23 protein-coding genes and 1 tRNA gene are annotated in these 23,821 nt (G+C 38.0%); 20 read left to right on the top strand and 4 right to left on the bottom strand.

The genetic code is table 11. The annotated features are described in order from the left end of the window. Positions 1 to 17 precede the first annotated feature (17 nt). The 8 genes from nifU (at position 18) to sstT (ending at position 10,412) form a co-directional block, all read left to right on the top strand. The gene (gene nifU / locus CPRO_RS10000) at positions 18 to 458 is read left to right on the top strand and encodes a Fe-S cluster assembly scaffold protein NifU (protein ID WP_066051186.1); all 441 of its coding nucleotides are present in this window, start codon (positions 18 to 20) and stop codon (positions 456 to 458) included. Between the two features lie 648 nt (positions 459 to 1,106). Further along, positions 1,107 to 3,185 (top strand): elongation factor G, encoded by a 2,079-nt coding sequence (fusA, locus tag CPRO_RS09995; RefSeq protein WP_066051183.1) that lies wholly within the window; start codon positions 1,107 to 1,109, stop codon positions 3,183 to 3,185. A 408-nt stretch (positions 3,186 to 3,593) separates the two neighbouring features. After that, entirely contained in the window at positions 3,594 to 4,454 is an 861-nt protein-coding gene (locus tag CPRO_RS09990) for an NAD(P)/FAD-dependent oxidoreductase (protein WP_066051180.1), read from the top strand. Between the two features lie 389 nt (positions 4,455 to 4,843). Continuing rightward, positions 4,844 to 5,131 carry a co-chaperone GroES gene (locus tag CPRO_RS09985; RefSeq protein ID WP_066051177.1) on the top strand — a complete coding sequence of 96 codons (288 nt, stop codon included), beginning with the start codon at positions 4,844 to 4,846 and terminating at the stop codon, positions 5,129 to 5,131. A gap of 19 nt (positions 5,132 to 5,150) precedes the next feature. After that, on the top strand, positions 5,151 to 6,779 hold the full coding sequence (gene groL / locus CPRO_RS09980) for a chaperonin GroEL (protein ID WP_066051174.1): 1,629 nt from the start codon (positions 5,151 to 5,153) through the stop codon (positions 6,777 to 6,779). Between the two features lie 592 nt (positions 6,780 to 7,371). Then, positions 7,372 to 8,034, top strand: coding sequence for an L-serine ammonia-lyase, iron-sulfur-dependent subunit beta (gene sdaAB / locus CPRO_RS09975; RefSeq protein ID WP_330383833.1), 663 nt, complete (start codon positions 7,372 to 7,374; stop codon positions 8,032 to 8,034). 201 nt (positions 8,035 to 8,235) lie between these two features. Then, positions 8,236 to 9,114 carry an L-serine ammonia-lyase, iron-sulfur-dependent, subunit alpha gene (sdaAA, locus tag CPRO_RS09970; RefSeq protein ID WP_066051171.1) on the top strand — a complete coding sequence of 293 codons (879 nt, stop codon included), beginning with the start codon at positions 8,236 to 8,238 and terminating at the stop codon, positions 9,112 to 9,114. Between the two features lie 71 nt (positions 9,115 to 9,185). Then, entirely contained in the window at positions 9,186 to 10,412 is a 1,227-nt protein-coding gene (sstT, locus tag CPRO_RS09965) for a serine/threonine transporter SstT (protein WP_066051168.1), read from the top strand. A 392-nt stretch (positions 10,413 to 10,804) separates the two neighbouring features. On the opposite strand, the gene CPRO_RS09960 is transcribed toward sstT, so the two are convergent. After that, the gene (locus CPRO_RS09960; protein WP_066051166.1) at positions 10,805 to 11,290 is read right to left on the bottom strand and encodes an S-ribosylhomocysteine lyase; all 486 of its coding nucleotides are present in this window, start codon (positions 11,288 to 11,290) and stop codon (positions 10,805 to 10,807) included. A 161-nt stretch (positions 11,291 to 11,451) separates the two neighbouring features. Here CPRO_RS09960 and CPRO_RS09955 point away from each other — a divergent pair, with 161 nt between their 5' ends. The 10 genes from CPRO_RS09955 to CPRO_RS09915 all read left to right on the top strand — a co-directional run bounded on the left by CPRO_RS09955 (position 11,452) and on the right by CPRO_RS09915 (position 17,947). Continuing rightward, complete coding sequence (locus tag CPRO_RS09955) at positions 11,452 to 12,012, top strand: hydrolase (RefSeq protein ID WP_066051162.1); 561 nt, start codon at positions 11,452 to 11,454, stop codon at positions 12,010 to 12,012. A gap of 399 nt (positions 12,013 to 12,411) precedes the next feature. Next, positions 12,412 to 12,573: a DUF1540 domain-containing protein gene (locus tag CPRO_RS15010; protein WP_072743652.1), complete on the top strand. Its 162-nt coding sequence runs from the start codon at positions 12,412 to 12,414 to the stop codon at positions 12,571 to 12,573. Positions 12,574 to 12,712: 139 nt separating this feature from the next. Then, positions 12,713 to 13,309, top strand: coding sequence for a histidine phosphatase family protein (locus CPRO_RS09950; protein WP_066051160.1), 597 nt, complete (start codon positions 12,713 to 12,715; stop codon positions 13,307 to 13,309). A gap of 187 nt (positions 13,310 to 13,496) precedes the next feature. Further along, on the top strand, positions 13,497 to 13,847 hold the full coding sequence (gene ylxM / locus CPRO_RS09945) for a YlxM family DNA-binding protein (protein ID WP_066051155.1): 351 nt from the start codon (positions 13,497 to 13,499) through the stop codon (positions 13,845 to 13,847). A 17-nt stretch (positions 13,848 to 13,864) separates the two neighbouring features. After that, positions 13,865 to 15,205, top strand: coding sequence for a signal recognition particle protein (gene ffh, locus CPRO_RS09940; RefSeq protein ID WP_066051152.1), 1,341 nt, complete (start codon positions 13,865 to 13,867; stop codon positions 15,203 to 15,205). Between the two features lie 32 nt (positions 15,206 to 15,237). Continuing rightward, a complete protein-coding gene (gene rpsP / locus CPRO_RS09935; RefSeq protein WP_066051149.1) occupies positions 15,238 to 15,486 on the top strand; it encodes a 30S ribosomal protein S16 in 249 nt (82 codons plus the stop codon). A 22-nt stretch (positions 15,487 to 15,508) separates the two neighbouring features. Continuing rightward, entirely contained in the window at positions 15,509 to 15,739 is a 231-nt protein-coding gene (locus CPRO_RS09930; RefSeq protein ID WP_066051147.1) for a KH domain-containing protein, read from the top strand. 161 nt (positions 15,740 to 15,900) lie between these two features. Further along, positions 15,901 to 16,410 (top strand): ribosome maturation factor RimM, encoded by a 510-nt coding sequence (rimM, locus tag CPRO_RS09925; protein ID WP_066051143.1) that lies wholly within the window; start codon positions 15,901 to 15,903, stop codon positions 16,408 to 16,410. Beyond that, positions 16,410 to 17,147, top strand: a complete 738-nt coding sequence (gene trmD, locus CPRO_RS09920; protein WP_066051142.1) for a tRNA (guanosine(37)-N1)-methyltransferase TrmD — start codon at positions 16,410 to 16,412, stop codon at positions 17,145 to 17,147. The genes rimM and trmD overlap by 1 nt, the downstream gene beginning before the upstream one ends. A gap of 230 nt (positions 17,148 to 17,377) precedes the next feature. Further along, positions 17,378 to 17,947, top strand: a complete 570-nt coding sequence (locus CPRO_RS09915; RefSeq protein WP_066051139.1) for an acetate uptake transporter — start codon at positions 17,378 to 17,380, stop codon at positions 17,945 to 17,947. A 74-nt stretch (positions 17,948 to 18,021) separates the two neighbouring features. Here CPRO_RS09915 and CPRO_RS09910 read toward each other — a convergent pair whose 3' ends face one another. The 3 genes from CPRO_RS09910 to CPRO_RS09900 form a co-directional block, all read right to left on the bottom strand. Next, complete coding sequence (locus CPRO_RS09910; protein WP_066051137.1) at positions 18,022 to 18,684, bottom strand: helix-turn-helix transcriptional regulator; 663 nt, start codon at positions 18,682 to 18,684, stop codon at positions 18,022 to 18,024. Between the two features lie 183 nt (positions 18,685 to 18,867). Further along, a complete protein-coding gene (locus CPRO_RS09905) occupies positions 18,868 to 20,100 on the bottom strand; it encodes a chloride channel protein (protein WP_066051134.1) in 1,233 nt (410 codons plus the stop codon). Between the two features lie 337 nt (positions 20,101 to 20,437). Next, positions 20,438 to 20,510: transfer RNA gene (locus CPRO_RS09900), tRNA-Lys, on the bottom strand. Between the two features lie 207 nt (positions 20,511 to 20,717). On the opposite strand from CPRO_RS09900, the gene CPRO_RS09895 reads away from it, so the two are divergent. Together CPRO_RS09895 and CPRO_RS09890 are read left to right on the top strand one after the other, a co-directional pair. Beyond that, positions 20,718 to 21,413, top strand: coding sequence for a response regulator transcription factor (locus tag CPRO_RS09895; RefSeq protein WP_066051131.1), 696 nt, complete (start codon positions 20,718 to 20,720; stop codon positions 21,411 to 21,413). Beyond that, the gene (locus CPRO_RS09890; RefSeq protein ID WP_066051128.1) at positions 21,388 to 23,622 is read left to right on the top strand and encodes a sensor histidine kinase; all 2,235 of its coding nucleotides are present in this window, start codon (positions 21,388 to 21,390) and stop codon (positions 23,620 to 23,622) included. Before CPRO_RS09895 ends, CPRO_RS09890 begins: the two co-directional genes overlap by 26 nt. The last annotated feature ends 199 nt before the right edge of the window (positions 23,623 to 23,821 follow it).

Raw genomic sequence — 23,821 nt, 5'->3', positions numbered from 1 at the left:
CGAAGGAGGAAGTTTAGATGGAATACAGCGAGAAAGTAATGGATCATTTTATGAACCCCAGAAATGTTGGTGTCATTGAAGATGCAAGCGGCGTAGGCCAGGTTGGCAATGCAAAATGCGGCGACATCATGAAGGTTTATTTAAAAATAGAAGATGGACGTATTGAAGATGCAAAATTTAAAACCTTTGGATGTGGTGCTGCTGTGGCAACCAGCTCTATGGCAACAGAATTAGTAAAGGGGAAAACAATTCAGGAAGCATTAGAGGTTACAAACAAGGCTGTTATGGAGGCATTGGATGGTTTGCCCCCTGTAAAAGTACACTGTTCCTGTCTTGCAGAGGAAGCACTTCACGCAGCTTTGTGGGATTATGCGGAAAAAAATGGCGTGAAAATTGAGGGTTTGAAGCCACCTGTGGATGATGTGGATGAATTGCATCACATGGAGAATGAAGAATAAAATAGCGTAGTTTTTAAAATAGACGGCTGAATCAGAGCCGCCTATTTTTTTATTGTTCGATTTCCCTAGAAAAAGCTACCTGCTCATCATAGGGCAGGATAAACCACCAGTTGGGCTGGTGATTTTTACTTCATTCTTAGACGCTGGATCATTTTATTAGAATTTGTTGGTTTTCGCTAGTTTTTTATTTCAGATAATAAACAGAAAGATAAATGAATATAAATGAATTTAATATATTTTCAGTGAAAGGCAAGTAAATATGGAAAGATACAACATGACATTCCTATTAACCTCTCTAATGATAGTGAAAACCACCACCCAAACTGATAGTCATGATTTCTAAGAAAAATTGTCAAAAAAACAACTTGAATATTGGAGAAATAACTTTAATTTCAAATTATAAAAGAAAACGATATTTATTTACACAATTTTACTATTTATGACAGTTTGGTTATCAAAAAATTACTAATGTTTGTTTATTTGTTTGGTATAAAGTGACAAAAATTTAATTTGGATATTTAATTTAGAGGGAAATCGGTACAAGTGAAGAAAACTATTATATGTATATATTGTTTAATAATGATATTATGTATACAAAATTATGCAATGTGGCATTTGCCATTAAAATTGAATTAGGAGGTTGGTATTATGAAAAATTACACTGCAGACAAAGTTAGAAACGTAGTTCTATTGGGTCACAGCGGTTCCGGTAAGACAACATATGCCGAAGCAGCTCTCTTCTATTCCGGCGCAACGAAGCGCTTTGGAAAGGTTGATGAGGGCAATACCGTTGGTGACTATGAAGCAGAAGAAATTCGTCGTAAGGTATCAATCAATACATCTGTATTACCCGTTGAGTGGCAGGATACAAAAATCAACTTCCTAGATACCCCAGGTTATTTTGACTTTATTTCGGAAGCAAAAATGGCAATGAGCGTGGCAGATACAGCGTTGATTTTGGTTTCGGCAAAATCAGGCGTTGAAGTAGGAACAGAGAAAGCATGGGAATCTATTGAAGAGATGCATCTTCCAAGGTTTTTCTTTGTAAATCAAATGGACGATGAAAATGCAGATTTTGAAAAAACTTTGGCAGATTTGAGAAGTAATTTTGGAAAAGCAGTTGCTCCCTTGCAAATTCCTTTTAATGATGAAGATGGTAAATTTGTTGGTTTCATTAATTTAATTAAAAGAGATGCAAGAAAAAAAGTGAACGGCAAATTGCAGGCTTGTGAAGTGCCGGAAGATAAAATTGACGAAGTAGAGGTTCTCCGTTCTATGTTGGTAGAAGTTGCTGCTGAAAGCAGTGAGGAATTAATGGAGAAGTTCTTTAATGATATAGAATTGACAGAAGAAGAAATTTACGATGGTTTGTTATTAGGTATTGAAAACCGTAGCATTGCTCCTGTTATGTGTGGCTCTGCAACATTGGGCTATGGGGTGAAATTATTAATGAATACCCTTGTTAGATTTACACCTCCGGCAATGGAATCAAAGAAGAATTTCCATGCTTTTATAGACGGTACAGATACGGTGCTTTGCAGTACTGATGATAAAAATTTTTCTGCTTTTGTCTTTAAAACTATTTCAGACCCCTATATTGGTCGTCTGAATTTATTTCGGGTTATGACAGGTAAGCTGGATAACACCATGAGTATCTATAATGTTGAAAAGGATACTATGGAAAAGGTGGGTCATCTTTATATTGTTCGAGGGAAAGAGCAAATTGAAGTAAATGAATTACATACAGGAGATATTGGGGCATTGGCCAAACTTTCTAATACTTCTACCCAAGACACTTTGACTTGTAAAGAGCATCCCATTGTTATTCCAAAGCTGCCTTTGCCAAGCTCTGTTCTATCCATGGCAATTCAGCCGAAAGGAAAGGGTGATGAGGATAAGCTTTCTGCCGCATTGTCAAAAATCAGGGAAGAAGACCCAACGATCAAAATGGAAGTTAATAAAGAAACAAAACAAACTATAATTTCCGGCATCGGTGAACAACAGCTGGATGTTATGGTGAATAAATTAAAGACAAAGTATAAAATCGAAGTTGAAATGATTGATCCTATTATTCCATATAGAGAAACGATTAAAGGAAAGTCATCTGTCAGAGGGCGCTATAAGAAACAATCCGGTGGACACGGACAATTTGGTGATATTGTTATGGAATTTGAGCCTAGTGGTGATATGTCCTTGCCTTATGTATTTGAGGAGAAGATTTTTGGCGGTTCTGTGCCAAAACAGTATTTCCCCGCTGTTGAAAAAGGCTTGCAAGAATGTGTTTTAAACGGCGTTTTGGCAGGGTATCCTGTTGTTGGTTTAAAGGCTACGTTGACAGATGGTTCTTATCACCCGGTGGATTCCTCTGAAATGGCGTTTAAGATGGCAACCTCAGTTGCGTTCAAGGAAGGTGTGCCCCAGGCAAAACCTACCTTGCTGGAGCCTATTGATCATGTTGAGGTGCTTATTCCGGAAAAATACATGGGAGACATTATGGGGGATATTAATAAGCGCAGAGGCCGTATTCTAAGCATGGATTCCGTTGGCAGTAAGAAATGCATTGTGGCAGAGGTGCCTGCATCGGAAATGCATAAATATGCTACCGATCTGCGTTCTTTAACCCAGAGCCGTGGCGATTATAAACATTATTTTGAACGCTACGAGGAAGTGCCCGCCGAGATTCAGAAAAAAATTATTGAACGTAGAATCGCAGAGAAGGAGAAATAAAGTTCTAACTTACTTCATATAATCATGACAGACACGAACCGCAAAGGGTGACTTCTATATTCTCTTGGCGGCAAGTGTCTGTTTTTGATGGAAAAATTGTTAAAACATATTTTTTTGCAGAAGAATCATTTTATTTTATTTGTGCTCCGTTTATATTGCGTGCAAAAGTCACTGACAAATCAATAAAAATATGTTATGATTAATTCCAACGTAGGAAACAATTGGTATGATGAAATATCATTTATCATTGGATACAAAAAATAACGATGTTCCGTCCTTCTATGAAAACCAATGGAAGGGTAATTTGTACAATGCTAATGAATGATTATTTCCTATGTTTAGAATGAGATATCGTAAATTGAGAAGAATATGCTTAAAATTGACTTAAAGAAGTAAGGAGGTTTATATATGCTTGATGTTGCAATTATTGGCGGTGGCCCTGCGGCACTATCTGCAGCGTTAAACTGCCGACAGAGAAATAAAACCGTATGTGTTTTTGGCAGAAGCTTGGACAGTTCATTATTGTTTACAGCGGAAAAAGTGGATAATTACTTGGGAATGCCTGATGTGAATGGCGAAGAACTGCTTAACCATTTTTATGCTCATGCTGTAAAAAAAGGCGTAGAATTTCAGGAGTGTCGTGTTACCCAGATTTTAAACGTTGGCGAACATTACATGATCAATGCAGAAAATAACTTTATTGAAGCGAAGGCCATTATCCTTGCAACAGGCCTAAGCAAAAGCAAAGGCATTGCAGGGGAGATAGATTATCTGGGCAAAGGTGTGAGCTATTGTGTAACTTGCGATGGCATGCTGTATCGCAACAAAAAAGTCGTGGTTGTAAGCGAGAATGAAGAAGGAGAGGCAGAAGCGAATTTTTTGGCTGATATTTGCAAAGAAGTATCCTACATCCCTCTTTATAAAAATATTACATTTTTGAAAGATAACGTAAAGGTTATCAATGCGGCACCTAAGGCAGTAGTTGGTGCTGAGGATAAAGTTGCGGCGTTGGAAACGGATAAAGAAACGGTTTCTTGTGATGGTATTTTCTTTGCAAAAAATACAATGCCGCCTGACAGTTTGTTATTTGGTTTGAAAACGGATGGAAAAAATATTGAGGTAGACAGACGTATGGCTACAAATTTACCACGGGTTTATGCTGCGGGAGACTGCACCGGTGCACCCTATCAAATTGCAAAGGCAGTTGGAGAAGGCTTGGTAGCAGCACTGTCGGCGGTTTCTGATATAGATAAAATGAAGAATGTATAATAGACTCCCTTCAGGCAATAAAAAAAGAATGGGCAGAAGCTTTGTCCTTCTATTTTGGGAAACTAATTGGATATTCCCAAAACTTGAATAGCCTGAAGGGGGTTTTTTGGTTCTTTTAGAATAAGGAAGAAATAGCCTTTATTGATTAAAATTTACTAAGAAGAGTTTTGTTTTAGTAATAAAGCAGTAAATGAAAGAAAATAAGAGATATTTTTAGAAAAAATGAAGTGTATTACTATTTTTAGCATAATAAGTTCTAATTTAACCAAATTGTGGCTAAAATGAATGTAAATATAATTTGAATATTCTTGAAAAAATGCTAATATAATATCAGAAATCAGCACTCGGTTAGGTTGAGTGCTAACAGATACAAATAAGGAGGTAATGATATGAAACTTTCACCATTAGGAGATAAGGTAGTATTAAAGCAGTTGGAGGCAGAAGAAACAACAAAATCAGGTTTGATTTTAACTTCTCAGTCCAAAGAAAAACCCCAGGAAGCAATTGTTGTTGCGGTAGGCCCCGGTGGCATGGTTGGGGATACCAAGGTTGAAATGGTTCTAAAAGAAGGGGATCATGTTATTTTCTCCAGATATGGCGCTATGGAAATCAAGTTTGACGGCGAAGAATATCTGGTTATGAAGCAAAATGATATTTTGGCAGTAGTAAAAGACTGATATAGGAGGCGTTAGAGATATGGCAAAGGAAATCAAATATAGTACAGAAGCCAGAAGTGCAATGGCTGCAGGGGTTGATAAATTAGCAAATACAGTTAAAGTTACATTAGGGCCCAAAGGACGTAATGTTGTTTTGGATCGCAAATTTACATCCCCATTGATTACAAATGACGGTGTAACAATCGCAAAAGATATCGAGTTGGAAGATCCTTATGAAAATATGGGTGCTCAGTTAGTAAAGGAAGTTGCTACCCAGACAAATGATGTTGCCGGTGATGGTACGACCACCGCAACTGTTTTGGCACAGGCAATGATTCAAGAGGGCTTGAAAAATATTGCAGCAGGTGCAAATGCAATTATATTAAGAAAAGGTATGCACAAAGCAACAGAAGCGGCTGTGGCTGAAATTAAGAAAATGAGTCAGGCTGTTACAACAAAAAAACATATCTCCAATGTTGCTGCAATTTCTGCAGGAGATGACGAAGTTGGTGATATGATTGCCGACGCCATGGAAAAGGTTACAAACGATGGCGTAATTACAGTAGAAGAATCCAAAACCATGAAAACCGAGTTGGAATTGGTGGAAGGTATGCAGTTTGATAAAGGTTACCTTTCTTCCTATATGTCCACAGATATGGAAAAGATGGTTGCTATTTTGGAAGATCCATATATCCTTGTAACAGACAAAAAGATTTCCAATATTCAAGAGTTGGTACCTGTTTTGGAACAGGTTATGCAGGCAAACGGCAAAATTTTAATTATTGCTGATGATGTGGAAGGGGAAGCTTTGGCTACCTTGGTTGTAAACAAATTAAGAGGAACCTTCACTTGTGTTGCTGTAAAGGCACCTGGTTATGGCGAAAGAAGAAAAGCTCAGCTTGCTGATATTGCCGCATTGACAGGCGCACAGGTTATTTCTGAGGAAATTGGTTTGGACCTGAAAGAAACAACATTGGATATGTTGGGTCGTGCGAAAACAGTTCGTGTTGAAAAAGAATTGACAATCATTGCTGATGGCGCTGGGGCAAAAGATGAAATTGAAGGCCGTATCCATCAAATTAGAAAGGCAATTGACGAGACGGATTCTGACTTTGATAGAGAAAAATTGCAGGAAAGACTTGCAAAACTCAGTGGCGGTGTAGCTGTGATCAAGGTTGGTGCAGCTACAGAAACTGAAATGAAAGAAAAGAAGCTTCGTATGGAGGATGCTTTGGCGGCAACAAGAGCTGCTGTGGAAGAAGGCATCGTTGCCGGCGGTGGTACAGTTTTGGTTCATGCAATTGAAAGTGTGAAAGCTGCGTGTGAGAATTTAACTGGTGATGAGAAAACAGGCGCAGCCATCGTTATAAAAGCGTTGGAAGCACCTTTGCGTCAGATTGTAGAGAACGCAGGCTTAGAGGGTTCCGTTATTGTGAATAAAGTAAAAGAAATGCCTGAAGGTGTTGGATTTAATGCATTAACAGAGGAGTATGTTGAAATGGTAGAGGCTGGTATTCTTGATCCTGCAAAGGTAACAAGAAGTGCATTGCAAAACGCAACATCTGTTGCATCCTCTTTCCTGACAACAGAAGCTGTTGTTGCAGAATTGCCTTCAAAGGCTCCTGCTATGCCTGATCCCGGTATGGGAGGAATGGGCGGCTATATGTAATAAAAGATGCAGTCTGTTGATAGTGAATTTTAGAAAGTCCTCCTGCTTTTGCAGGGGGACTTTTCAATGAATCTAACTTATCAAGGCCATACTGAAATAAGGAAAGCTTCATCTAAATTTATAAAAAATCAATTTGTCATACAAAGATTTTGAATCATTCCTAGTTTTCTAAGGAAAGCACTAAAATATATGTATAATTTGGTTGGATAATGGAAAAACTTCGAAAAATAAGAGAATAATTCATAATATTGCATACTGAATTCATAGAAAGGTGGAAAGGGGGAGAAAGAGTTTCATGTATGGATTAGCAGAAAAATGAAATATTTTTATTAAAAGAAAAGGGAAAAGGACATAATAAATTAACATAATATTTAAAATTTGTATTTTTTGTCGAATCTTTTGCAAAATGTCCTTGAATGGAAAACACATGTACAAATCATGAAAAAAATGTCCGTCCAGAAAAAACTTTTTTGGGTTTTTCTATTGACTTTGACAAAAAAGTTCATATATAATTGCTGTACTAGGAAAAAAAGATTTTTCATTCAACAGTATAATTTAAATTTTGAAGTTGAATTGGAAGGGGGAATTTAGTTTGCTGCAGGTATTCGATATTATCGGTCCTATTATGATTGGACCATCCAGTTCACACACTGCCGGTGCCGTTCGTATTGGGAAATATGCACGTTCTATTCTGGGGGACACGCCTATTTCTGCTCTTATTCGTTTTAGTGGTTCTTTTTCAAAAACTTATAAAGGGCATGGTACTGATAAGGCAATTGTTGCCGGTATTTTAGGCATGGAAACAGATGATGAGCGAATTCGTACAAGCTTGGAAATTGCAAAAGAAGAGGGGCTTGCGTATACCTTTGAGGAAACTGAAATTGACGGAGCCCATCCAAATACAGCGGAAATCATTTTGAAGTCTGCTGATGGCAAGGAGATTTTGGTGCAAGGAGCATCAATTGGCGGTGGTAACATCATTATCAATAAAATTAATAATACAGTGGTTTCTATTACGGGAAAATCGGATACGCTGATTATCCCTCATGAGGATGTTCCTGGTATGATTGCAATTGTAACAAACATCCTTGCGGAACATTCTGTGAATATTCATGGATTTTCTCTATGCAGAGATCACAAAGGTGGTACAGCAGTAATGACCATAGAAATTGATGGTGACATTGATGAATCTATTAATAAAGTCATTTTAGAACAACCCAATATTTTGGCTTCGACAATATTAAAAGCTATTTAGTAAATTTTAAAATAAAATATCAGCTTTTGTGTGTTAGTTTCAGATGCGTCAATGAGGCAAGAGAAAACCCATTGGCATGTTAAATTGAATTGAAACACGAGAATATTTAATTGAAAGCTGCATTTTTGATTTTTTACAAGGAAACAAATAGCTTTGATAATAATTTGCATTTAAATAAGTCTTTCGAAATGGGGTTAGGAAATGAAATATGATTCTTTAGCAGATTTGGTTGTACAGGCCGAAAAGCAAAACGTGCCTCTTTGCAGGTTGATTTTAAAAGATCAGGCTGAATCAACAGAGACAGATGAAACTGTACTATTTGAAAATATGAAGCGTTCCTTAACTGTTATGCGTGAGTCCGTAGAAACAGGCTTGGATAGTCAGAAGCGTTCTGCCAGTGGGCTTACCGGCGGAGATGCTTTTAAAATGAATGAAGCTGTTAAGGCAAACAAAAATATTTGTGGAAAAATTTTCGGAAATGCGATGGTAAAAGCCCTTGCGGTTTCCCAAACAAATGCCTGCATGGGAAGAATTGTTGCTGCGCCTACTGCGGGTAGTTGTGGTATATTGCCTGCTGCACTTTTAACAATTTCCGAAGATAGAAATATTCCTGATGATGATGTTGTGATGTCTTTATTCACCGCATCAGCAGTGGGATTGGTCATTGCAAACAAGGCAAGTATTGCCGGTGCGGAAGGCGGATGTCAGGCAGAGTGTGGTGCAGCAAGTGCAATGGCTGCGTCGGCTTTGGTTGAGCTTTGCGGGGGGACACCCAAGCAGAGTGAACATGCTTGTGCCATCGCATTAAAGAACATTTTAGGCTTGGTTTGTGATCCTGTTGCAGGTTTAGTTGAAATTCCTTGTATTAAGAGAAATGCAATGGGTGTTGCAAATGCTTTTGTAGCCGCAGAGTTGGCTTTAGCGGGCGTGGAGAGTGCAATTCCTGCCGATGAGGTCATTTATGCAATGAAAAAGATTGGGGAGGCAATGTCTCCAGCTTTAAAGGAAACGGCTGAGGGAGGCTTAGCTGCCACACCAACTGGTAAAAAGCTTTGTGAAAAAGTTTTTGGTCATAGTTAATCATTATTTTATCTTTCGTACAACCATTGTTACTGGAATAATAATATTAAAAAAATAGGAGAATGGATAAAATGGGTAGTTTATTACAAAAATGGAATTCTATCAGTCTTGTTAAGCGTATCTTGGCAGGTTTGGTTATTGGTGCTATTCTTGGCAAAGCAATTCCAAACATAGCAGTTATTGCTCTTTTGGGTGATTTATTCGTTGGTGCATTAAAGGGTGTTGCGCCAATCTTAGTATTTTTCTTGGTAATGAGCTCTTTGGCTCAGCATAAAAAGGGTGCAAAGACAAACATGGGTACTGTTATCGCCTTGTACTTAATTGGTACGTTCTCTGCTGCTGTAGTTGCAGTTATAGCTAGCTTCATGTTCCCTGTAACTTTAACTTTGACAGATATAGCTACTGAAGCTAGTGCACCTCCAGATGGTGTTGGCACAGTTATTAAAACTTTGCTTTTGAACGTAGTTCAGAATCCAATTGCATCTCTTTCAACAGCAAACTACATTGGTATTTTAGCATGGGCAGTTGTTTTTGGTCTGGCTTTGAAGCATTCTTCAGATCATACAAAAACAATGCTGGGCAACTTTGCAGATGCAGTTTCTCAGGCAGTTAGATGGGTAATCAGCTTTGCACCTTTTGGTATTTTAGGTCTTGTTTATGCAACAGTTTCTACAAGTGGATTAGGTATTTTCACAGACTACGGCAAACTTTTATTAGTGTTAGTAGGATGTATGGCAGTTGTTGCTTTGGTTGTAAATCCTTTGATTGTTTTCTTGAATATCAAACAGAATCCATATCCTTTGGTATTTAAGTGCTTGAAGGACAGCTTCATTACAGCATTCTTTACACGTAGCTCTGCTGCAAATATTCCTGTTAATATGACTCTTTGTGAATCTTTAGGCTTGGATGAGGATAACTATTCTGTATCCATTCCTTTGGGTGCAACAATCAACATGGCAGGTGCCGCAATTACCATCACAGTAATGGCTTTGGCAGCGGTAAACACATTGGGTTATACTGTTGATATCGGTACAGCTGTTGTATTAAGTGTTGTTGCTGCAGTTTCCGCTTGTGGTGCATCCGGCGTTGCTGGTGGTTCCTTGCTCTTGATTCCTCTGGCATGCTCCCTGTTTGGTATTTCTAATGATATCGCTATGCAGGTTGTAGGTGTTGGTTTCATCATCGGTGTTGTTCAGGATTCTTGTGAAACAGGCTTGAACTCCTCTACAGATGCATTGTTTACAGCAGCTGCAGAATTTAGACAGTGGAAGAAACAAGGAAAGCCTATTAAATGGTAATATATTTTAAGCTATGAAATCGTAAATGGTTGTACGAAAATAGTTTTTAAAGTATAACAAAGGTGTTATCTATATGTAATGAAAAATAAGATTTATTGAGAGAAGCGGTGATTGCATCACCGCTTTTTGAATGTAGAAAATAACGCACTCAGTGGTGGTGACGTTAAATGGTTTAATGATCGATGAAAAAAATAAGTAGTAGTTGGACAAAAAAATGAGAAGTATTATATTTGCGGTAAACACGAAAGTGGTAGAAAAAAAAATTATGAATAAGCCTTTGCTATTGAAAGGGAATAAAAAGTACATTTATGTTCAGAAAGTATTTAAAAAAGCAGACATGGAGAAAGAAGATTTCGTTGCTCCATGTTTGCTTCGTAATTTGTTATAAAAGCTTATTTTGTTTGGCGAGGATAGACCATATTTTCTTCTTTTAGGCAGGCTAAAACTTCATCTGCGAATTTTTTACACTCAATTTTAGTTATTTCTAAATTGTGATCTAAATAATTTCCACACATTTCTGCTTTTGCAGCAGGAAGCTCATCTGAGAAGTGACTCATATAGTTATAGCATTCTTTAAAAATATCTGCCACATCTTTGGATTCTAAATCTCCTTTAAAGATTGCATACATGCCAGTACGGCATCCCATTGGACCAACATAAATTGTTTTTTCTGCCCAAAGGGAATGGCTGCGAAAGAAGGTAGCCATTAAATGCTCAATGGTGTGCATAACCGCAGTATCCATAACCATTTCACGGTTGGGTTCCTTCATACGGATATCAAATGTAGTCAATACTCCGTTTTCAACAGTATCCTTTCTGGATACATAAATTCCTCTTAGTAGTATATTGTGATCAATGCCAAAGCTGGTAACATCCATAATTTCCGTCCTTTCTTTTTACAATTTCAAACAAGGTCATTCTAACTGTTTTTTTAAAGAATTTCAAGTAGAACTTTATATGCAAGGGGTTGTTAGGCAGAGATTTTTGGGGTAAAATGTTTTATAATGTGTACAAATATAGAAGATAAAGGAGAATGTATATGGCAAAGAAAATTACAAGAGATGAAGCATGGGAAATACTCACAAAATATAATAAAGAACCCTTTCATTTGCGTCATGCAGAGACGGTGGAAGGTGCAATGCGCTATTTTGCCAAGGAGCTAGGCTATGGAGAAGATGAGGAGTTCTGGGGCAATGTTGGCTTACTCCATGATGTGGATTTTGAAATGTATCCTGAGGAACACTGTATCAAATGTCAAGAGATAATGAAGGAGCATGATTTGGAAGAGCCCTTGATTCATGCTGTGGCTAGCCATGGATATGGCATCTGCTGTGATATTGAGCCAATTCATGAAATGGAAAAGGTTCTTTTTGCGGTGGATGAGCTGACGGGCTTGATTGGTGCGGCGGCATTAATGCGTCCATCAAAAAGCGTGCAGGATATGGAGTTGAAGTCAATCAAGAAAAAATTTAAGGATAAAGCTTTTGCTGCTGGTTGCGACAGAGATGTAATTCGAAAAGGTGCAGAGAGACTTGGTTGGGAACTGGATGATTTAATGGTTAGAACGTTGGAAGCCATGAAGAGTGATCCTAGAAATTAAAATTCATTTGTGAAGTGAAATGAAAACGATAAGCGGCATACAAAGGTTTCTTTTGAAAGACAATAGTTTGTGAATGGCGAGAAATATTTTAAGCGTAAGAAATTTCAGGCTGAGGGTATAATATAAAGGGCATCCTTGCGAATGGGACTTTCTTTTATAATTAGTAATTGGCAAATTTTTTGATTTACAGCAGGAGAGAGTGTCTAACAAGAGAAATGCAATTCCTTTCAATTATTATACAACAAATTTTTTATCAATAAAAAATAAAGAACTTTTTTATTTGGCATTCATATCGTCTATGAATGCCAAATTTTTTTAAAAACTCCTAATAAATACAGTAATAATTATTTTTATTGGGGACACAATAATATTGAAATAAAAACAAAGGAGGGAACAAACATGGAAAAATGTAATGAATGTATTAAATGTACTGTAGAAAAATGTAGACATCACCACAACGCAAAAAATTACTGTACACTTGACGCAATTCAGGTTGGTACACACGAAGGAAATCCTACAATGGATCAGTGTACAGACTGTCAATCCTTCGTAGTAAAATAAGATAACCGGTTATTTTTTTGATAGCGGGCTTCTTTTTATGAATCGTCATAAAAGGGAGCCTGCCTTTTTTATTTTATAAAAGAATTAACTTGCTAGGATAAGCGGCTGTGACGTAAAATATAGCAGAGGTGATAGTAGAATGAAGCTTTATCTTATCAGACATGGAGAAACGGATTGGAATTTGCGCAACATGTTTTATGGCTGGACAGATTGCGATATTAACCAAGAAGGAATTAATCAAGCACATAAATTGAAAAATTTTTTTAATACTGTTACTTATGACAAAATATATTCCAGTGATTTGCGTCGCGCTGCCCATACGGCTGAAATTATTGCTAGGGACAAAATGATTCCTGTGCGGAAAAATAATTGCTTTAGGGAACTGTTTTTTGGAGATTGGGAGGACAAAGAAGGCTCCTACATAAAAGAAAACCATAGAGAGGAACTGAATCGTTGGATTAAGGAATGGAAAACATCATCTCTTCCCGGCGGAGAGGCTTTTTTAGATTTTTATGACCGAGTGACAGTGGGACTAACCGGGGTTATAAAAGAAAATAAAGGTAAAAACATCATTATTGTCTCCCACAACGGCCCCATGAGTGCTATGCTTTGCCATTTGACAGGAGCAGGCCCAGACGGTTTTTGGAGATTCTTTTCAGAACAAGGCTGTTATAGTTCCGTATTGGTTTCGGATGCAAAAACAACCATAGAAAAAATAAATTGCCCCGTAAAATAATTGAAAGCAACACAGACCTAATTCGCGGCTGATGCTTTCACAGGATAAAAACTTGACAGCATAGATGAATGCACGAATATTTAAAAAAAATCAGGCTGTAAAGGAAAAGTACTTGACAGCCTCATTTTTTTTAGTATGATGTCTTAGGTAGTTGTAAAGTGATTTTCCTTTACAGGGGGAATGAAAGATGGACGAGATATTAAGGCTGACCTTTCTCTATGATTTTTATGGAGAGCTTTTGACAGAAAAACAAAAGCTGGTGTTTGAGATGCATTATCAGAACGATCTTTCTCTTTCTGAAATCGGAGAAGAATTATCAATCAGCCGACAGGCCGTGCGAGATCAGCTAAAGCGCACAGAGAAAATTTTGATTGGATACGAAGAGAAGCTGCGTTTGGTAGAACGCTTTCAACAGCAGCAAAGAGCTGTGCTTAAAATGAAGAATATTCTTGATGAAATTGGCACAGGTGAAGTTAGTAGAGAAACAACGGAAGCGATTGTTACCATGAAGCAGATTGCTGATGCAATACTATCCTAAAAGGAGGGCGATCTATTATGGCATTTGAAAATCTTTCCGCTAAGCTGCAGGAAGTATTCAAACAGCTTCGGGGAAAAGGTGTTTTGACTGAAGATGACGTAAAGGCTGCAATGCGAGAAGTAAAGATCGCGCTTTTGGAAGCAGACGTAAACTTTAAAATAGTCAAAGACTTTATAAAGACGGTTACGGAACGTGCCGTTGGCGTTGAGGTTTTACAGGGGTTAAACCCGGGACAGCAAGTTATAAAAATTGTAAATGACGAGTTAATTTCGCTGATGGGGAGCACCCAAAGCAGATTAACTTATTCAAACCGCCCCCCTACAGTATATATGATGGTAGGCTTACAGGGTGCTGGTAAAACCACCAGCAGTGGCAAATTGGCAGGTCAGCTTAGAAAGCAAGGAAGAAATCCTCTTCTGGTAGCCTGCGATATTTACCGCCCTGCCGCAATTAAGCAGTTACAGGTGGTAGGGAAAAATTATGGTATCCCTGTGTTTGAAATGGGTACCGAGGTTAGCCCTGTGGAGATTTCCAAGAAAGCTCTGGAATATGCCGCAGAGCAGCACCATGATGTAGTTTTGATAGATACCGCAGGTCGTTTGCATATCAATGAAGAGTTGATGCAGGAGCTGTTGGATATCAAAGCCACAGTAAGACCACAAGAGGTTCTTTTGGTGGTTGACGCTATGACTGGGCAGGATGCCGTAACCGTAGCGGGTAGTTTTGACAGCCAATTGGGTGTTGATGGTATTATTATGACGAAGCTTGATGGCGATGCCAGAGGCGGTGCCGCACTTTCTGTCAGAAGTGTTACCAACAAACCAATTAAATATATCGGTATGGGTGAAAAAATGGAGGATCTTGAGCCTTTTTATCCCGACCGCATGGCTTCCAGAATTTTGGGGATGGGCGATGTTCTTTCCCTGATTGACAAGGTACAGCAAAATATCGATGAGCAGGAAGCAATGGAGATGCAAAAGAAAATGCGCTCCAATGAGTTTACTTTGGAAGACTTCCTTTCTCAAATGCAGCAAATTAAGAAAATGGGTCCGCTGAAGGATTTAATGGGAATGATTCCCGGGATGAACGGACTGAACCTTGAAAAGGCCATGGAGGGGGTTGACCCTGCCAAAGAAATGGTGAAGGTAGAAGCCATTATACAATCCATGACCAAAGAGGAGCGTTCCAATCCATCCATTCTCAATGGCCCAAGAAAAAAGCGCATTGCCAATGGCTGCGGCAGAACTATTGCCGATGTGAATCGTCTGTTGAAACAGTTTGAAGAAATGAAAAAAATGATGAAGCAGATGAACAATATGCAAAAAGGCAAAAAAGGAAAACTTCCTTTTTTCCGATAAATTTAGTTTAATTTTTTAGGAGGTGAAATGATATGGCAGTAAGAATCAGATTGAAAAGATTGGGTGCAAAAAAAGCTCCTTTCTATAGAATCGTTGTTGCGGATTCCAGAACATCCAGAAACGGTAAATCTATCGAAGAGATCGGTTACTATGATCCTACAAAGGAACCCGTTGTTCTGAAAGTTGATGCAGAAGCAGCTAATAAGTGGCTTACAAACGGTGCACAGCCTTCCGAAACTGCAAAGGCTCTGTTGAAAAAAGCTGGCGTAATCGGCGAATAATCCGAAGGCGGGAGGCTTGACTATGAAAGAACTATTAGAGGTCATTGCAAAAAATCTTGTGGATTATCCGGATAAGGTTCAGGTAACCGAAACTGAAAATGAACGTACTTTGGTGCTGGAATTGAAGGTTGCTCCTGAAGATATGGGTAAGGTTATCGGTAAACAAGGAAGGATTGCCAAAGCAATTCGTACATTGGTGAAGGCATCCGGCGTTCACGAAGATAAAAAAATTATCGTTGAAATCATTCAATGAAATGTTTACCCATATTTTGGGTATTATAAGGGTGTCGACGTAGTCGACACCCTTTGAAAAAGCACGGTTTTCAAACGAGGAGTTTAAAATGTTGTTATATGGCAAGGTGCTTGCATCCTGCCTGTTTTTGTATGAAGAATTCATAAATTTTTGAGGTGTGTATGGAACAGTATTTTGAGATTGGAAAAATTACGGGTACCCATGGGATACGAGGAACAATGCGCGTGTTTCCTACAACACAGGATCCTACCAGATTTGAACGATTAAAAGAAATTATTGTGGAAATCAGGGGAAAGAGAGAAATCTTTCATATACAAAAGGTGGCATACCATAAGCAATTTGTTTTGCTTACTGTAAAAGAAATTACTGATATAAATGTGGCGGAGCTTTACAAAAACGGAACAATTATCATTCCAGATTCTGCGGCGATTCCCTTGGAAGAGGATGAATATTACACCAGAGATTTGTATGGATTAAAGGTTATAACAGAAGATGGGGAAGCATTGGGTGAACTGACAAAAATCTATGTAACCGGTGCCAACGATGTTTATGGAGTACAAAAAAGTCCCGAGGATAAAGAGCTTTTGATTCCTGCTATCAAAGATTGTATTAAGAAAGTAGATTTGGAAGCAGGTATTATGACAGTGGCACTTCTGGAAGGGTTGAGGTAATGAAGCAGTTCTTTGTTTTAACACTATTTCCCGAAATGGTTCAGGAGACACTATCCCATAGTATTTTGGGACGAGCCCAAAGGGATGGGTTAATTACTGTTGAATCCATAAATATTAGGGATTTTTCCAAAAGTAAGCATTTGCAGGTAGATGATTATCCCTATGGCGGGGGAGCCGGCATGGTTATGCAGCCCCAGCCTATTTTTGATGCCTATCAAAGTGTTATGCCAAAGGCAGGAAACAAGACCCGTGTTCTTTATATGTCGCCTCAGGGTAGACCTTTTACCCAGCGTGTGGCGGAGGAATTGGCACAGGAGGAAAGCCTTATATTTTTGTGTGGACATTATGAGGGCGTAGATGAACGAGTGATTGAAGAAATTGTTACAGATGAAATTTCCTTGGGAGATTTTGTTCTTACAGGAGGAGAACTAGCGGCAATTACTATGATTGATGCCGTTTCCCGTCTGATGCCCGGCGTTCTTGGAAAAGAGGCTTCCTTTGAGGATGAGAGCTTTTCTCAAGGGCTTTTGGAATACCCCCAATATACTCGTCCTCCTGTTTTTATGGAGCATGAGGTGCCTCAGGTGCTTTTAAGTGGACACCATGGTAATGTTGAGAGATGGCGCAGGGAGCAGTCTCTTCTTCGTACTGCTCAAAAGCGACCGGATTTATTAAAGACAGCTGATTTGAACCAAAAGGATATGAAATTTTTAAAAGAAAATGGCATCGAGGTTTAAATCACCGGACATGCCTTTTTTATGGTCGTATATTAAGGTCAACAGCCACAAATTTGCCACTGATTCCTTGTCTATCTGACTCCATTATTTCCTCAGCCTTCGCAAAAAGAACTCTGAAATACCTCTAGTATTTTTGAGCTTTTGATTTGTCTGATGAAAAGTCTGGTGAGATAATTGCAGGAATTGAAAGAAACTGAATATAAAGTCAATATTTTAGGAGGAAATTTTTTATGAGTAACCACGCAAGTACTGTTGCAAACCCGGCGCCCCTTGGTCTTCTAGGCTTTGGTATGACCACAATTTTATTGAATTTACATAACGCAGGCATTATATCATTATCGGCAGTCATTATCAGCATGGGTCTTTTCTTGGGCGGCTTTGCGCAAGTTGTGGCAGGCATTATGGAGTTTAAGGCGGGCAATACCTTTGGCGCAACAGCATTTACTGCATATGGAACCTTTTGGTGGTCTTTGGTTGGAATTTGGCTCTTGCCTTCTGCGATTCCTCAAGGCAGTGTACAGAGTGCAGATGAGCTCTCTATGGCTTTTTATCTGCTACTGTGGGGCATTTTTACACTGGGCATGTTTATTGGTACCTTAAAGCATAATATGGCTTCAAGGGTTGTATTTGGTTCTTTGACGGTATTATTCTTTTTATTGGCGTTAGGTGATTTTACAGGCAGTCATTTTATCAAAATGATAGCCGGATATGAGGGGATTTTCTGTGGCAGTAGTGCAATTTATTCCGCTATTGGTCAGATTTTAAATAATGAGTTTCAAAAAGAAGTTGTAAAGCTATAAAAATGAAGAAAGCAGCCATTTCCTGTTTGTCACCAAAGGAAAAGACTGCTTTTTTATTTCTTACTTTTTGATGCTTATTTATTCATATTACGAATATGCATGTAAACGGTGTTTTTAGAAATACCCAAATGATCTGCAATGGTTACAACAGAATCTTTTAAGTTAAAAATACCCTTTTGATATAAAGTAGAAACGATTTCTTTATTTTTATTTGAAGAGGAAATAGAGAGATTACTATAGACTGCTTTTTTTGCTTCTTCCAGAGCGTGAAGCATCAGTTCTACTGTATTTTCGACAAAGGTCTCTGAAATATTTTCCTGTTTTGTACTTTCGGATGGCGTCATAAAATGTACCAAATCGGAGATAGGTGATGATAAATACATATTGATACACAGTAACCCAATAATATTCTCTTTTTCTCCCATAATAGCTGAGATTGAGGATTTAAAGGTTTCGCCTCGTTTATTTTTTGCGAAATAATAAAGATGATTTAGGTTTGGTTCTGCCATCATACGGTTGAGAAACGATAATGTAACTTCAGAAATAGAAGCGCCAACCTGCCTGCCGGATAGGTGACCGTTAATGATATGCATAACGGAATGATCCATGTTTTCAAGATTATGTATAACCACTTCACAAAAGTTTCCTAAGAATTCAGCAACACCTTCTGCTACATTTACATATGAATATAAGATCGCTCTGTCATGATCTGATAATGAAAAGCTCTGACTTTCCATGGTACACCTCCAAAAATATTATAAATTAAAGTATATCAAAAATAGTGTATCTTTTCAAGTGCAGAAAAGGTTTCCTTATAAAAGGCAAGCAAAATTAGAATGAAAATGCTACTAAACAAAAACAATCTTAAAATAAGTATCATTTGGAGGACAAAAATTTTAAAGTTTGACTTTGAAGTGGGATCATAATTTAATATTTTCGTTAGTAAAAAAGTTGAATCTTTTTTGTGCGGTATAAATTGTTTTATTCCCATTAAAGATGAAGGCAAAGGCGCAAACAATGATGAAATAAATTGTATTTTGGGATCCAAACACCTCCGCACCAATCAGAATGGGTGCTAATAATGTATTGGTTGCGCTGCCGAAAACTGCGGAATAGCCAAGGGCAGCAACAAGAGTAACAGGTAGGCCCAAGAGGCTTCCTAATACCATACCTAGGCTTGCACCGATAGAAAATAGAGGAGTAACTTCACCGCCCTGAAAACCCACGGATAGGGTCAAAACAGTCAATAAAAGCTTAAGAAGCCAATCGTATTGATATATTTGTTCACCCATAAGGCTAAACTGGATTAGGTTGGTACCTAGGCCACAATATCTGCCGCTATGCAGCAGCAAAAACAGCAGAGATAAAATACAACCCCCCATAAAGATTCTTTTCATAGGATTCTCAATAAGGATAGTTAATTTATTTTTGCAAAGGTTTAACAAAAGAGCAAAAATACCTCCCACCACTCCAAATATGATTCCCAAAAGGACAAGCTTAAATAAAAGTTCAGATGAAAAGGTTAGTGTATTTGGAAGGTCAATAGAGAATTTTTCTAGGCCCAATAAATGAGAGGTCATGCTTGCTGTATAAGATGCAACCAACGCAGGAAGCAAGGCTTCATATAAAAATACACCGGATACAAGTACCTCCAAAGCAAAAAAAGTTGCAGCGATTGGTGTTTGAAATAGACCGGCAAAACCCGCAGCCATGCCGATTACCAACAGAATGCGAGGATTGTTTAAAAATATTAGCTTTCTGGCAATGGTATGAGCAACTGTGGCGCCTAGCTGTACAGCAACGCCTTCCCGCCCTGCGCTCCCGCCAAATAGATGGGTAATCCATGTGGTAAATATGATTAAAGGAACAAGCATTTTTGGAATACGTTCTTTGTCACCATGGCCGGTCTGAAACACAAGGGTCATACCTTTTATGCTTTCTTTACTGAAATAACTGTATAAAAATGTGATACTCAGGCCTGCAATGGGCAAAAAGGGAACCAAAAGGATAGCATGCTCGCCTCTGAATTGGGTAATTTTCAGCAACACTTTCCCAAAGAGTGCATCAATACCACCGATGATGATTCCGACGAATAGGGCAATCAGGGAATATAAAAATATTTCTTTGTACTCTTGAATTATATTTCGTATCAATAGTATCCTCCTAAATGCAAATGAATAAATGCCCTATTTATGTAAAAAAAAGACATTTCTTTGCGCTGTGATTAAAAAATGGTTCATTTTTATTATAGCAGTGTGGATTTGCTATGACAATGTTTTTGTACATTCAAAACGGAGCGATTCCTTAAAACAAAAGGATTGTATGATAAGGAGATTGGCGCAAATAAAAATTGCTCTTTTGGTGTAACTTCATAAAAAAATCCCCACTGCAAGGTATTTCCTTACAATAGGGCTTTTCAGTTGTTATGCGTTATGGAATAAAGCCATAGTGAGGTAGAAGAAACTTATCAATTCTTCTACCAATAAAAAATGAGTCACCCGGGGCTCGAACCCGGGACACCTGGATTAAAAGTCCAGTGCTCTACCAACTGAGCTAGTGACCCGCAACGAAATTTAGTATATATGAAAATAAAAAAAATGTCAATCATTTTTTTTAGAAATTTGACAAAAAATTTATATTTCTTTTCTGTTTGGATTCGGATAGAATAAAAAGAATATTAAGAATTCTGTAAGGAAGTTTGTTTTATTTTGTAAAACTATCCTGTTATGATAAAATAGTAATAATTTGCGAACATAGGGGGGATTTACTGATGGATAAATTTAATATTTTGGTTTGTGATGATGACAAAGCAATTGTTGATGCAATAGAAATTTATTTGAAACAGGAAGGGTATCATATCATTAAAGCTTATAATGGTTTAGAGGCTTTAAAGGCGTTGGAGGAAAATGAGATACATTTGATTTTGCTGGATATCATGATGCCAAAGCTGGATGGTTTAAATACTACGGTTAAAATTCGGGAAACCTTAAATATTCCTATTATTATTTTGTCAGCTAAATCTGAGGATACAGACAAAATTTTGGGGCTTAACTTTGGTGCAGACGATTATATAACAAAGCCCTTCAACCCACTAGAGCTTTTGGCAAGGGTGAAAAGCCAGATGCGTCGATATACCGCCCTTGGCAGTATTGCGGAGAAAAGTAATGTAATAAAAATTGGAGAGCTTGAGTTGGATAAGGATGCGAAGGAGGTTCGTGTCAGCGGAGAACCTATTAAGCTTACAGCAACAGAATATGGCATTCTACAGTTGTTAATGGAGAATGCTGGAAAAGTGTTTTCTATTGATCAAATCTATGAAAGGGTTTGGAATGAGTTATCTTTTGCCCCGGAAAATACAGTTTCAGTACACATCCGCCGCATCAGAGAGAAAATCGAAATCAATCCGAAGGAGCCTAGATATCTAAAGGTGGTGTGGGGCATTGGATACAAAATTGAAAAAATATAGAAGCTACCAAAGAAAATGGAAAATAGCAGGGATAGCTCTCCTTTTTATTTGTGCCATGGCCAACTTTTTTTGTGGGATTATAACAGCAAATATTTCAAAGCACTGGAATAGGGATATTATCGAAGCACATTCTGTTTATGATACCTATGAGTTTAAAAACAGCTTTGCCCAGGCACTGGATGAGGTTATACTTTCAGAAGTGTATTATCGCAACGAAAGTCGCATTAGTAGTGGTGAACTGATAGACAGGGAGGAACTGCTTACCGATTTCAAACGATATTACGGCATTAAGGAAGGCATTATCACAGGGAATACGTCCATCAATGAAACCTTTGACGGATTGATTACCCATGGAAGTATCCCAAATTCTTTAAAACATAATTTTGATGAGTATAAAGAGCTGGTAGAAAGCCGCCTGCCCCTCTATCGGAAAATGTACATTCAAAATCAGTTGGATGACTTTAAAAGCAGCATTCGCTATTTAAACGGAATGACAAACTTTCTTTATTTTGTGGAAGATAGCAGTGGTAATGTTGTTGCCGGTAATACAACAAGGGGAGAAATGAGCAATATTGATCGTACCATTGTTCTTTCTTCAGGCTTTAGTAGCGATAAAATTGGGGTTATGGGCTATACCAGCAATAACTCTATCATGGAAACCAGTGATTATAAGATATATGCGGGAATTCGGGAACCTTTTGTATACGGGGATGCTTTTTATACCCTTGGCCAGGAATATGTTTTTGCAAAGGCAGGTTTACCCATTTTGTTTGGGGTATTTACTGCTTCTACTATTATCATAATTTTTTGTTTGGTTTATTTGATACGTGTTGCGGGACAAAGTGAGAAGGGTGGAAAGGTTACTTATTTAGCAGTAGATAAAATTTATAATGAGATTCATTTTTTACTGGTAATTGGATTAACAACCTTTGCAGTATTTTTTGGAGTTGCAATTTTAACAAGCATTTTAAATGAAACGGCCATTTTTTGGGCATATATTTTTAATACCATATTGGGGATTATTTATATTTGTGATATTGCCGCTATCATTTCATATATTATGTCTGTCTCAAGGCAAATCAAAGGCAAAATCTTTCTGCGAAACACTTGGGTTTCTGTAACCATTCGCCGCATGTCAGAATTGTTTACAGGAAAAACCTTCCGAGGCTGGATGATTTTCGTTATGCTTAGCTATGGATTGGGAAACTGCGTGATTATGGGGTTCATTATTTTTGCTGCGCAAATGGGATATTACTTCATTTGTTTCTTGTGTGTGCTGGGTTTATTTCTTTTCAACGCTTTTTGTATGTATCTATTTTTAAGGGCTTTGCGTTCATTGAAAAGAATAATGATTTCTGCCAGAGAAACATCAAAAGGTAATCTGCAATATAAATTAAATTTGGAGGAAATTTCTCCTTCTTTTTCGAATTTTGCAATGGATATTGCTAACATACAGGATGGACTAAAAAATTCCGTAGAAGATGCGGTAAAAGGTGAGAGGATGAAAACGGAGCTTATCACCAATGTTTCCCATGACTTGAAAACGCCTTTAACCTCCATTATTTCTTACGTTGATTTGCTTCGAAGTCTTAGTTTGGAAAATAAAGTGGCTTCACAATATGTGGAAATATTATATGAGAAGTCTTATCGATTAAAGCAGTTGATTGAAGATTTGATTGAAGCCAGCAAGGTTTCCAGTGGTAACATTACAGTTTCAAAAATGAGGATAGATTATCGGCAAATAACGTTGCAGGCTATTGGAGAGTTGGAAGAGAAAATTGAGGCTGCTGGGCTTGAAGTGAAGGTAAGCTGTCTCGAGCCGTTGTATATCTCTGCTGATGGTAGGCATTTGTGGCGGATATTGGAGAATTTAGTTTCCAATGCGGTAAAATATTCTATGCCCGATTCTCGTGTGTATATCGATATTTTTCAAGCAGAAGGACGGGGTATTTTGGTTATGAAAAATATTTCTGCCACTCCAATAGATTTCGATGAAACCAGATTGACTGACCGATTTGTTCGAGGGGATGCTTCCAGAACCACCGAAGGCTCGGGACTGGGGCTTTCCATTGCACAGAGCTTGGCAGAAGCCCAAGGAGGCACCTTTGGCATTAAGGTGGATGGAGACTTATTTAAGGCAATCGTCAGTATGCCCCTTTGGGAAGATGGAGAAGAAATTTTTGCAGAGGATGAAGTTGAGATGCAATAGAGAGAAGATGAAGTCTTTAAATCTCTCACATTAGCATTTCACTATATATCAGTTTTTTAATGCTACAATAAATAGTAAAAGGACTACGTTATGCACTTAAGAGTAAATATCTAGTTTTAAAACGGATGTGATGCGCCTAAGGGAAATAGGGCGTTTTAAGACCTATTGGTTACTTGCAGGAACGCATCATTTTGTTATA

The sequence above is a fragment of the Anaerotignum propionicum DSM 1682 genome (genome assembly GCF_001561955.1).
Classification (GTDB): domain Bacteria; phylum Bacillota; class Clostridia; order Lachnospirales; family Anaerotignaceae; genus Chakrabartyella; species Chakrabartyella propionicum.
This window is presented reverse-complemented; position numbering and strand designations above follow the sequence as displayed.